A 12,254-nucleotide genomic window follows, 5' to 3' on the forward strand; every position below is an offset into this window, starting at 1 on the left:
GATGCGCGGATCACATATGGATCGGTTTGCCCGTCACTGCCATGGCCGCTTCTTTCAGCGCTTCTGCATGCGTCGGGTGGGCGTGGCAGGTATAGGCGATGTCTTCTGATGTTGCGCCGAATTCCATCGCTTGCGTGGCTTGCGCGATCATCGTGCCGGCCACCGATGCGATGCACCAGACGCCCAGAACGCGGTCGGTCTTGGCGTCGGCGATGACTTTTACAAAGCCGTCGGGTTCGTGGTTGGTCTTGGCGCGGCTGTTGGCCAGCATCGGGAACTTGCCGACCTTGATTTCGCCTTTTTCGCGCGCTGCTTCCTCGGTCAGGCCAACGCCTGCGAATTCGGGGAAGGTATAGACCACGCCGGGGATCAGATCGTGGTTCACGATGCCGGTCAGGCCAGCAATATTTTCAGCCACGGCAATGCCTTCGTCCTCGGCCTTGTGCGCCAGCATCGGGCCGGGGATCACATCGCCCACCGCCCAGACGCCATCGACCTTTGTGGCAAAATCATGATCGGTTTCGATCTGGCCGCGCGCGTTGACGGCAAGGCCGATCTTGTCGAGGCCGAGGCCTTCGACATTGGGGCGGCGGCCAATCGCTACCAGAACGCAATCGGCCTCGATGGTTGAGGCATCGCCACCCTTTGAAGGCTCGACCGTCAGCGTCGCGGTTTTGCCGCTGACGGAGACGCCGGTCACCTTGGTGGAAAGCTTCAGGTCCATGCCTTGCTTCTTGAAGATTTTGGCGGCTTCCTTGCGCACATCGCCATCCATGCCGGGTAGCAATTGATCGAGGAATTCAACGACCGTCACTTTCGCGCCCAGACGGCGCCATACCGAGCCGAGCTCCAGCCCGATCACGCCGCCGCCGATCACAACCATGTGTTCGGGCACGCGATCCAGCGCCAATCCGCCGGTGCTATCCACGATCACGCCTGCGTCGTTGTCGACGGTTACGCCGGGCAGGGGAGTGACGCTCGAACCGGTGGCGATCACGATGTTCTTGGCGGTGACCTTTTGGCCAGCGATGGTGACCGTGTGCGCATCATCAAATGCGGCATAGCCCTTGAGCCAGGTGACCTTGTTCTTCTTGAACAGAAACTCGATGCCGCCGGTCAATTGCTTGACCGAATCCAGTTTCTGCGCCTGCATCGCGGTAAGGTCGAGCGTGACCGGGCCGGTCTTGATGCCGTAAGTGTTGAACGTGCCGTTCACTGCCTCGTCGAACTTCTCCGATCCGTGCAGCAGCGCCTTGGACGGAATGCAACCGACGTTGAGGCAGGTTCCGCCCAGCGTTTCGCGTCCGTCGGCGCAGGCTGTTTTCAGGCCCAGTTGTGCCGCGCGGATGGCCGCAACGTAACCGCCAGGACCGGCACCGATGACAAGCACGTCGTAGTCGTATTCAGCCATTGTTCGGCCTCCGTTGCGCGATGATGCTTCGATAAGCTCAGCATGAGCGGCCTTGGACTCAATTCAAGAAACACGACACCCGCTCATCCTGAGCTTGTCGAAGGGTGCCGCGATGCATCAAATCACAAATCGATCAGCAACCGGGTTGGATCCTCGATCGCTTCCTTGATCGTCTTGAGCGCCGTCACAGCCTCGCGCCCGTCAATGATGCGGTGGTCATAAGACAGCGCGATGTACATCATCGGGCGGATCACGATTTCACCATTGCGGACAACCGGACGGTCTTCGATGCGATGCAGGCCCAGCACGGCGGACTGCGGCGGGTTGATGATCGGGGTGGACATCAGGCCACCGAACACGCCGCCGTTGGAAATGGTGAAGGTGCCACCCTTCATGTCTTCCATCGTCAACGATCCATCGCGCGCCTTCTTGCCGTAATCGGCAATCGACTTTTCGATGGCGGCAAAGCTGAGCTTATCGACATCGCGCACCACGGGCACGACCAGACCGTTCGGAGCTGAAACTGCCACCGAGATATCGACGTAATCGAAATAGACGATCTCATCGCCCTGCATCTGCGCGTTGACGGCAGGGATGTCCTTGAGCGCCAGCACCGAAGCCTTGGCGAAGAACGACATCAGGCCAAGCTTCACGCCGTGCTTCTTTTCGAACACGTCCTTGTATCGGCCACGCGCTTCCATCACCGCGCCCATGTCCACGTCGTTGAACGTGGTGAGCATGGCGGCGGTTTCTTGCGCACTTTTCAGGCGCTTGGCGATGGTCTGGCGCATGCGCGTCATCTTCACGCGCTCTTCATTGCGGCCGGCCACGGGAGCGGTGGCAACTGGCGAAGCGGCGACAGGGGCCGATGCGACAGGCGCTGGTGCTGCCTGTTTGGCCTGGGCTGCGGCTGTGACGTCTTCCTTGGTCAGGCGGCCGTCTTTGCCGGTGCCTTTGACGCTTGAAGGATCAATGCCATATTCCAGCACCGCGCGGCGCACAGCGGGCGAGAGCACAGCGGCATCGCCACTTGCTGCTTCAGCCAAAGCCGGAGCCGCAGCGGCAGGTGCCTGAGCTGCTGGGGCCGGTGCCGGTGATGGTGCCGGTGATGGTGCCGGTGCGGCAGCAACGGCGCTGCCGCTTGCTTCAATCAGCGCCAGCAATGCGCCGACAGAGACAGTATCGCCTTCGTTGGCGACGAGCGCGCCCATGACACCAGCGGATGGCGATGGCACTTCAACCGCAACCTTGTCAGTCTCTAGGCTGACAATCGGCTCATCCAGAGCGACCGCTTCACCCGGCTTCTTAAGCCACTGGCCAACGGTTGCTTCGCTGACGCTTTCACCCAGCGTTGGAACCTTAACTTCAATCGACATAATGCAATTCCTTGGGGAGAAGGAAAATCAGGAAAATCAGGATTTCTTCTGGCGACGGATTTCACCGCGCACCGAAAGGCCCAATGCATCGGCAACCAGTGCGCCTTGTTCGCTGGCATGGCGGCTGGCGAGGCCCGTTGCAGGCGATGCCGAGGCTTGGCGTCCGGCATAACGCGCGCGGGCGACTTTGCATTTGGCTGCCTTCAGCGATTCCTCGATCAGCGGTTCGACAAAGAACCACGAACCGTTGTTCCGGGGCTCTTCCTGACACCACACGACGTGTTCAAGGTTGGGCATGCGCGCCAGACGGATCGCCAGCGGATCACCCGGGAAGGGATAAAGCTGTTCCAGACGGATCACTTGCGTATCAGTAATCCCGGCTGAATTGCGCGCTTCCATAAGGTCGTAAGAGACTTTGCCCGAACACAGCACGACGCGCTTGGTATCAGTATCTGCCGCACCGTTGGTGTCCGACAGGATGCGCATGAAGTGCCCGTCGCCGATAAAATCAGACGCGAGCGACTTTGCCAGCGGGTGGCGCAGCAGGCTCTTGGGCGTCATGATGATCAGCGGCTTGCGGAACGGACGGTGCATCTGCCGGCGCAGCACGTGGAAGTAGTTGGCCGGTGTGCTGATGTTGCACACTTGGATGTTATCTTCGGCGCAAAGCTGGAGATAACGCTCCATCCGGGCCGAGGAATGCTCTGGCCCCTGGCCTTCGTACCCGTGCGGCAGCAGCATGACGAGGCCGTTGGCGCGCAGCCACTTGGCTTCGGATGCGGCGATGTACTGATCGATCACGATCTGTGCACCGTTGGCGAAATCGCCGAACTGCGCTTCCCATAGGACAAGGCTTTTGGGGTCGGCGCTGGCATAGCCATATTCGAAGCCGAGCACGCCATATTCCGAAAGCGTGCTGTCGAGCACTTCGAAGCTGCCGTGGGGCAGGGTGGTCAGCGGAACGTACTTGCGCTCGTCGGTTTGATCGACCCAGACGGCATGGCGCTGGCTGAACGTGCCGCGACCGCAGTCCTGACCCGACAAGCGAACGCCATAGCCTTCCATGACGAGGCTGCCGAAGGCCAATGCTTCACCGGTTGCCCAGTCAAAGCCCTGTCCGGTGGTGAACATCTCACGCTTGGCATCGATCACGCGGCCCAGCGTTTTGTGCACCGTCAGATCATCGGGCACCGCCGTCAGCGTACGGCCAAGGCTATCGAACATCTTCTGATCGATGCCGGTGGGCACGTTGCGGCGCGCGGTTACCGGATCGGCAGGCTTGTTCAGCCCGGACCAGCGCCCGCCAAACCAGTCAGCCTCGTTGGCCTTGTAGCCCTTCGATGCTTCGAATTCGGTTTCCAGCGTGGCGGTGAAGTGGTTCTCGATCTCGCCCTTGTAGTTGGCATCGATCACGCCCTGCCACACCAGACGCTTGGCATAGACGTCGCTCACCGGCGGGTGCTGGCGGATCTTGGCATACATCAGCGGCTGCGTGAACGAAGGCTCGTCGCCCTCGTTGTGGCCAAAGCGGCGATAGCACCACATGTCGATCACGATATCGCGGCCGAACTTCTGGCGATAATCGATCGCCAGTTTGCAGGCGAAAGTCACGGCTTCGGGATCATCGCCGTTGACGTGCAGGATCGGCGCCTGAACGCCCTTGGCCACATCAGAGGGATAGGGCGATCCGCGCGAGAATTGCGGGCTGGTGGTGAAGCCGATCTGGTTATTGATGATGAAGTGGATGCAACCGCCGGTGTTGTAACCCTTAACGCCCGAAAGGCCGAAGCACTCCCATACGATGCCTTGCCCGGCAAAGGCCGCATCGCCGTGGATCAGGATAGGCAGGACCTGCTTGTGGCGGGCATCGGGGCCGACATCATCGCCGATATCGTCTCGGAACACCTGCTGCGCGCGGACTTTGCCGAGCACGATAGGGTCCACCGTTTCAAGGTGCGACGGGTTGGGCACGAGGCTCATATGCACCTTGATGCCATCAAATTCGCGGTCGGTGCTGGTGCCGAGGTGATACTTCACATCGCCCGATCCGCCCACGTCCTGCGGGTTGGCCGTGCCGCCCGAGAATTCGTGGAAGATCACGCGGTAAGGCTTGGCCATCACATTGGCGAGCACGTTCAGGCGGCCACGGTGGGCCATGCCATAGACGATTTCGCGCACGCCGAGCTGGCCGCCGTACTTGATCAGCGCTTCCAATGCCGGGATCATCGATTCCCCGCCATCAAGGCCGAAGCGCTTGGTGCCGACGTACTTTTTGCCGAGGAACTTTTCGTACTGTTCGCCGCGCACAACGGCAGCAAGGATCGCCTTCTTGCCGTTGGGGGTGAAGTCGATGGTCTTGTCGCCACCTTCGATGCGGTCCTGAATGAAGCGGCGCTCTTCCACATCGGCGATGTGCATATATTCAAAGCCGACGTGGCCGCAGTAATTTGCGCGCAGAATCACGACCAGTTCGGTCAGTGTCGCCCATTCAAGGCCGAGTACGCCGCCGATATAGACCTTGCGGTTCATGTCGGCTGTGGTGAAGCCATGGTATTCGGGCGAGATATCGGCGGGCAGCTTTTGCCGGGCAAGGCCCAGCGGATCGAGATCGGCGGCCAGATGCCCGCGCACGCGATAAGTGCGGATCAGGGTCATCGCGCGGATCGAATCGAGCGCCGCCTGTTGCAAGGCGGCTTCGTCCAGCGGTGTTCCAGCCTTCTTGGCGGCCTTTTCGATGGCGGCTTTCATCGCCATCGGGTCCATAGCCTGGGTCAGATCGTCGCCTGCAAAGGCATCGTTTATCGGCCAGCGTTTGCTGGCCCACGAAGGACCGGGTTGCGGACCTTCCTGCGAGGGATCCACGTCGAATTCGTGCAATTCAGAACCCATTGTCAACTCCTGATCCCCCGGGGAGGTTGGGGGCTTCGGACAATCGCGCTTTCACCGACCGGCGAAAGAAACCTTACCCACGAGACCGTAATTCGATCCCGTTAAAATCCGGTGGCTGTCAGTAACATCCATGAGGATTAACCATAACAGCCGAGTTTTAAGCATCCGCCCGGCGGTCACCTACGTATGGTGGCCTATCCGGGCGGTAGCTTTTACGTGCAATCAGGCGAGCTCTTTGAGCACTTCAGCCAGCGTTTCGCCGAGCAGTGAAGGCGAGGCCGAAACCTTGATCCCTGCGGCTTCCATGGCTGCGATCTTGCTTTCTGCATCGCCCTTGCCGCCCGAAACGATCGCGCCGGCATGGCCCATGCGGCGGCCCGGAGGCGCCGTACGGCCAGCGATGAAGCCAGCCATAGGCTTCTTGCGGCCACGCTTTGCTTCGTCGATCAGGAACTGGGCTGCCATTTCTTCTGCATCGCCGCCGATTTCACCGATCATGATGATCGACTTGGTGGCTTCGTCAGCAAGGAACAGTTCGAGCACGTCGATGAAGTTGGTGCCGTTGACCGGATCGCCACCGATGCCGACAGCCGTGGTCTGGCCAAGGCCGATTGCGGTGGTCTGGAACACAGCTTCATACGTCAGCGTGCCCGAGCGAGAGACGACGCCCACGGTGCCTTCCTTGAAGATCGAACCCGGCATAATGCCGATCTTGCACTGGTTCGGCGTCAACACGCCGGGGCAGTTCGGACCGATCAGGCGGCTCTTGGAGCCTGCCAGCGCGCGCTTGACCTTGACCATGTCGAGCACGGGGATGCCTTCGGTGATGCAAACGATCAGTTCCATTTCGGCGTCAATCGCCTCAAGGATCGAATCGGCTGCGAACGGAGGCGGCACGTAGATGCACGATGCGGTGGCGCCGGTGGCGTGCTTGGCTTCGTGCACGGTGTTGAAGTTGGGCAGGCCGATATGCGTCGTGCCGCCCTTACCGGGGGTAACGCCGCCAACCATTTGCGTGCCATAGGCCAGCGCCTGTTCGGTGTGGAACGTGCCGGTTGCGCCAGTCATCCCTTGCGTGATGACCTTGGTATTCTTGTCGATGAGAATGGACATTAGAGTTCCTTTCCGGGGAGGCTCTTTAGATCAAAGGAGCGCGGAAACTTAAAGCGCCCCGTCCCTAAGGGGCAGGGCGCGCTATCAAATCACACGAGGCTGCTATCGATGCCCTTGCAGGCTTCCAGCAGTTCCTTGACCGCATCCACCGAAACCTGAAGGCCAGCCTTCGAAGCATCGTCGAGTTCGATCTCGATAACCTTCTCCACGCCGTTCGCGCCGATCAGCACGGGCACGCCCACGTAAAGGCCGTCAACGCCGTACTGGCCTTCGACGTAGGCGGCGCAAGGCAGGATGCGCTTCTGGTCAAACAGATAGGCTTCGGCCATCGCGATTCCTGATGCGGCAGGAGCGTAGAACGCCGAACCGGTCTTGAGCAGGCCGACGATTTCGCCGCCGCCCGAACGGGTGCGCTGCACGATTGCGTCGATGTTTTCCTGTGTGGACAGGCCCATCTTGACGAGGTCGGGCACAGGGATGCCGTTGACGGTGGAATACTGGGTGACCGGCACCATCGTATCGCCGTGGCCGCCGAGCACGAACGTGTTCACGTCGCGGATCGAAACGCCGAATTCCCAAGCAAGGAAAGTGGAGAAGCGTGCCGAATCGAGCACGCCTGCCATGCCGACAACCTTGTTGTGCGGAAGGCCGGAAAATTCGCGCAGCGCCCAGACCATCGCATCAAGCGGGTTGGTGATGCAGATGACGAAAGCGTCAGGTGCGTTGGCCGCAATGCCTTCGCCGACGGCCTTCATGACCTTGAGGTTGATGCCGAGCAGGTCATCGCGGCTCATGCCGGGCTTGCGGGCAACACCGGCGGTGACGATGATAACGTCTGCGCCTGCGATATCGGCATAATCGTTGGAACCGGTGATCTTGGCGTCGAAACCTTCGACCGGACCGCACTGCGACAGGTCAAGCGCCTTGCCCTGCGGAATGCCTTCAGCAACGTCGAACAAGACGATATCGCCCAGTTCCTTTTGGGCGGCGAGGTGGGCAAGCGTTCCACCGATATTGCCTGCGCCGATAAGCGCAATCTTCTTGCGTGCCATGCTTTACGGTCCTTTCCCGTTCACGGGGACAAGCATACAAGACATCCGGATTTGCCCGAGGTCGCCACGAATGACACGCCACGGTCAAACCGTCCCAGTCCTCCCCCATGCCCCGCGAGACAGGGGAGTGCTGACGTATGAATGTCGCACTAAGCGTGCGTGCAGATGATTGCAACCGCGAAAAACAGCTAGTTTCCGCCTTTTTGTGATAACTCTTCGCAATAGCGATACAGGTGTTCTATCGCATAGCAAAAAGGCCTCGGCGGTGATGCCGAGGCCTTGTTCAAGTAAGCCTTACCTTACGGCTTAGCTGCTCATACGGCGGGCGAAATCATTTGCCAGCCGACGATCCAGCGTGCGGCATACTTCAAGCCAGAACAGCGAGCGTTCATCATCGCCACCCTTGTCAGCGATCACGGCAGCGTCACAGGCGCGTGATGCGGCTGAAAATCCATGGGCGGCAAACATGCGCAAAGCGGTATCGAGTGTCTCGCTTTCTTCCGCCCAGATTCCGCACCAATCTTCGCAATTGTCATTTACCGCACGGACATGACGGCCACGGATCGTGCGCGACAGGCAGGGGGAAACAATGCCGTAACGGGGGGCAAATCGCACCATAAGTTGTCGTGTCTCCTTGACGGCACCCGGAATACATTTGGGCCGCCTTGCTCGCCAAAGCCTTTAAGCCAGAGCAAGCTAAGGTTTCGTTGGATGACAGGGTAAAGGAAGCGATAACCACTTGGTACGAAGCAACTTTGCGGTGAATTGATAAACTCCCGAGCTTCGCGTGTTTACCCGCCGGGCTGGGCGATCCAGCTGCCTGCGTTCTCGAATTCGGGCAGTACTGCGCCACTCCCGCTGATCGGGCTGTTGGCCGAACCAGCTTTAAACAGTGCCTCGCCGCCACGCTGCTGGATGGTGGTGCTATAGACGGGTGCAGGCAGAGACGCGCTGGCAGGCAATGCGCCAGCAGCGGCCACCTTGCCCTGTTCAAACGCGCGTTCCAGCGATAGCGGATCGGCCACATCGGCGGGCAGGGGCGTCCATGTGCGCGGATGCGGGGCAGCCACCGGTTCACCACCTGTATAGCGCGCGGTAAATGCGGCGGGCTTTCCGGCATTGCCTGCCCAGCGGTAGAACCGGTGCGCGCCAATCGTGCCAAGGAAAGTCAGGCTGGGTGCCCAATAGGGATGCACGGCTGTGGTGTGGTAATGCGTGGCAAGGCCTGCTGGCGCATAGACATAGCCCGACAGCGCATCGGATGCCACGCGCCTTGCGCGTTCCCAGAACGCCGCCATCGGTTTGCGCGCCATCGATCCGTCACAGGCAAAGCTGAACTGGCACGAAGGCCGCTCCGATCCTTGATAGACCACGCCGCAAACGGTGTTGGGCCATGCGGGATGCGCCACGCGGTTGAGCACCACTTGCGCGACTGCGCGTTGGCCCGCGTCAGGTTCGCTAGCGGCTTCATAGTAAATCGCGGCGGTCAGGCATTGCAGCGCGCGCCAGCGGTCTTCGCCCGTGCCGGTTGCCACAATGGGCCGCGCCATCGCACCGACGGGCACGTCTTCATCATCGCGGCGCGCATCCCACGCCGATTGCGCTTCGGTGGGGGCGACCAGTCCGGTCTCTTCGGCGGCCAGCCAATAGAACGCAGATCCGGGAAAACTCTCGCCAGATTTCTCGAACGGTTGCAGGCCTGCCATGCGTTCGCGTGCAGATGCGGCGGCCACCCCGCCGGGTTCGCCCCAGCCCACAGACCCGAGCAAGATCGCCATAAGTCCGAACATCGCGATGCCGGTTGCGCGCTGCCAAAGCAAGGAAGGCGCGCGCAACGCCCGCCGGATCGAGCGCATATCGCGGCGTTTAATCCGTGCCGCAAAATCACGCGGCCGCGCTTCTCCTGGCTGCGCCTGTAACGGATGAGCCTGTACCGGACGAACTTCTAGAGGACGTCCTTCAACCGGACGCATCCGATCAACCCGCGCTGGCGCGCAAGGCAGTTCGATTGGCCGGTAGGCTACTTCCAAGGGCATGATTGTGGCGCGAATCCTGATGTTCCTCGCTGTCCGCTAACCTCTTGCGTGGGCAACTGCACCTGCACTTTTCCGCCTGTCCCGATACGGCACGCCCCCCTTCCATCCGGTTAACCTGCCCAAAGGTGAAGGTTGGGTCTTGCACCGCACAATAGTTGCGGTTAGTCACGCGCTTGACGCCAACGGTGCCCGGTCAAACGGGCTAAGAGGGAAACCGGTGCAAATCCGGCGCTGCCCCCGCAACTGTAACCGGATAGCGTGTTGCCCAGTTATGCCACTGGTGCCGGATTCGATCCCGGCGCTGGGAAGGCGGGCAACATGCGATGACCCGGGAGCCAGGAAACCTGCCGATGGTAGTCGTTCCGCGGCCGGGCGGGGTGTATCGGGCGCATGCGACGAGGCGCGCCAATTTGGCCCAGCGCTCCTCTCGCCACGAACGGCAGTTCCGTTCGTGGCCGGGAGTCCGTCTTGTGAAGAAATACCTGCTTTCTGTTTCTGCTTTAGTGTTCGCCAGTCCCGCGTTTGCGCAGGCTGCCGATGAAGTCGTTATCGCCGATAGCATCCGCGCCGATGCCATTACCGTTATCGCCACTGGCAGCGAGGCGCGTGTCGATCAACTCGGTCAGCCGATCACCGTCATCACCGCCGACGAAATCCAGTCGATCCAAGGCCCTGACATCACCCGCGTGCTCGAACGCGTTCCCGGCCTGACCATCACCCGCAACGGCGGCCCTGGCAGCTTCACCGGCGTGCGTTTGCGCGGATCGGATGCCGAACAAGTCCTCGTCCTCGTCGATGGCGTGCGCGTGGAAGACGTCTCGGCCCCGTCGGGCGGCTTCGATTTCGGCACGCTGACTTCCGGCGGATTGGAGCGCATCGATGTGCTGCGCGGCTCGAACTCGGTCGTCTGGGGCAGCGCGGCCATCGGCGGCGTGATCGCGGTGCAATCGCGCGATCTGAACGGCGTTGAAGCCAGTGCCGAATATGGCGCGAACGAAAGCTACACCGCCGATGCCGCAGCGGGCCTCTCGTCAGACCTCGGCGCGCTGACGCTGAACGGCGGCTATACCCGCAACGACGGCATTTCCGCCGCCGCCACCGGCACCGAACCCGATGGCTTCCGCCAATGGCGCATCGGCGGGCGCGGGCGGTTGAATGTCACGCAAGACCTCGCGATTGTCGCCACCGCGCGCTATGCCGATTCCCGCACGGACATTGACGGTTTTGCCGCGCCAGCCTTCACATTCGGCGATACGCCCGAATTTCAGGACACCCGCCAAGCCTCGGGCCGCGTTGGTTTGCGCTACACATCGGACGTGCTCACCATCAATACCGGCTTTGCCCTGTCCGATACCAAGCGCGATTACTTCGATCCGACCTTCGGCACCGACCCTTCGTTCGGCTATGTCGCCCGCTCGGAACGCGCCGACCTTACCGGTCGCCTCAACCTGCCCGCCAGCTTCACGCTCGATTTCGGCGCGGACAGCGAATGGACGCGGTTTTCCAGCACGTTTGATGCCGAGGCCAAGGCCAACCTCACCAGCGGCCACGCGATGCTCGGCTGGACATCGGATCGCGCCAGCCTTGCCGCAGGTGTTCGCGTTGACGATCACAGCCGGTTCGGCACAGCATGGACGTTCGGGGCCAACGGCTCGTTCGAATTGACGCAGGATGTGCGCCTGCGCGCCTCCTATGGCGAAGGCTTCAAAGCGCCGACGCTGTACCAGTTGCTATCAGACTTCGGCAACAAGACGCTCGTGCCCGAACGCTCCAAGAGCTATGACGCTGGCCTTGAATGGGGCAGCCGCAGCGGCGCGCTTCATGCCTCGGCCACGGTGTTTCGCCGCGATAGCCGTAACCTGATCGCGTTCATTTCCTGTCGCGGGGTTACCTCGGCGATCTGTGTCAACCGCCGCAACGGTACTTATGACAACATCGGCTTTGCACGTGCGCAGGGTGCCGAATTCGAACTGGGTGCCCGCCCGTCTGACACTCTGCAATTGCAGGCGGTCTACACCTATCTTGAAACCGAAAACCGCACGCCGGGCAATGCCAACTTCCGCAAGGACCTCGCCCGCCGTCCTGCCCACGCGCTCACTGTTTCGGGCGACTGGACAACGCCTTTGGCAGGCCTCATTTTAGGGGCCGACTTGCGCATGGTCGGGGATAGCTTTGAAAATGCGGCAAACACCCGCCGTCTCGATGGCTATGCGCTCACCACCTTGCGTGCGAGCCTGCCTGTGACCGAAGCCGTCGAACTCTACGCCCGCGTCGAAAACCTGTTTGACGAAGGCTACCAGACCGTCGCCGATTACGGCACCTGGGGCCGCTCGGCCTTTATCGGCATCCGGGCACGCTATTGAGCCAGCGTTCAGCC

At 61.1% G+C, this 12,254-nt stretch carries 8 protein-coding genes and 1 riboswitch; of the genes, 1 reads left to right on the plus strand and 7 read right to left on the minus strand.

Going from position 1 to position 12,254, the window contains the following annotated elements:
* Positions 1-10: 10 nt before the first annotated feature.
* The 7 genes from lpdA to IP81_RS10935 form a co-directional block, all read right to left on the minus strand.
* A complete protein-coding gene (lpdA, locus tag IP81_RS10905; protein WP_054108026.1) occupies positions 11-1,411 on the minus strand; it encodes a dihydrolipoyl dehydrogenase in 1,401 nt (466 codons plus the stop codon).
* A gap of 122 nt (positions 1,412-1,533) precedes the next feature.
* Positions 1,534-2,787, minus strand: coding sequence for a 2-oxoglutarate dehydrogenase complex dihydrolipoyllysine-residue succinyltransferase (odhB, locus tag IP81_RS10910; protein WP_054108027.1), 1,254 nt, complete (start codon positions 2,785-2,787; stop codon positions 1,534-1,536).
* A 36-nt stretch (positions 2,788-2,823) separates the two neighbouring features.
* Positions 2,824-5,676 (minus strand): 2-oxoglutarate dehydrogenase E1 component, encoded by a 2,853-nt coding sequence (locus IP81_RS10915; RefSeq protein ID WP_054108028.1) that lies wholly within the window; start codon positions 5,674-5,676, stop codon positions 2,824-2,826.
* A 222-nt stretch (positions 5,677-5,898) separates the two neighbouring features.
* On the minus strand, positions 5,899-6,789 hold the full coding sequence (gene sucD, locus IP81_RS10920; RefSeq protein WP_054108029.1) for a succinate--CoA ligase subunit alpha: 891 nt from the start codon (positions 6,787-6,789) through the stop codon (positions 5,899-5,901).
* 89 nt (positions 6,790-6,878) lie between these two features.
* The gene (mdh, locus tag IP81_RS10925) at positions 6,879-7,841 is read right to left on the minus strand and encodes a malate dehydrogenase (RefSeq protein ID WP_054108030.1); all 963 of its coding nucleotides are present in this window, start codon (positions 7,839-7,841) and stop codon (positions 6,879-6,881) included.
* A gap of 306 nt (positions 7,842-8,147) precedes the next feature.
* On the minus strand, positions 8,148-8,459 hold the full coding sequence (locus IP81_RS10930; protein WP_054108031.1) for a hypothetical protein: 312 nt from the start codon (positions 8,457-8,459) through the stop codon (positions 8,148-8,150).
* A 173-nt stretch (positions 8,460-8,632) separates the two neighbouring features.
* Entirely contained in the window at positions 8,633-9,877 is a 1,245-nt protein-coding gene (locus IP81_RS10935; RefSeq protein WP_054108032.1) for a cell wall hydrolase, read from the minus strand.
* A 166-nt stretch (positions 9,878-10,043) separates the two neighbouring features.
* Positions 10,044-10,244: riboswitch (cobalamin riboswitch) on the plus strand.
* Between the two features lie 103 nt (positions 10,245-10,347).
* Between IP81_RS10935 and IP81_RS10940 the strand changes: the two genes are divergently transcribed.
* Positions 10,348-12,240, plus strand: coding sequence for a TonB-dependent siderophore receptor (locus IP81_RS10940; protein WP_054108033.1), 1,893 nt, complete (start codon positions 10,348-10,350; stop codon positions 12,238-12,240).
* The last annotated feature ends 14 nt before the right edge of the window (positions 12,241-12,254 follow it).

The sequence above is a fragment of the Novosphingobium sp. AAP83 genome, from assembly GCF_001295795.1.
Lineage (GTDB): Bacteria > Pseudomonadota > Alphaproteobacteria > Sphingomonadales > Sphingomonadaceae > Novosphingobium.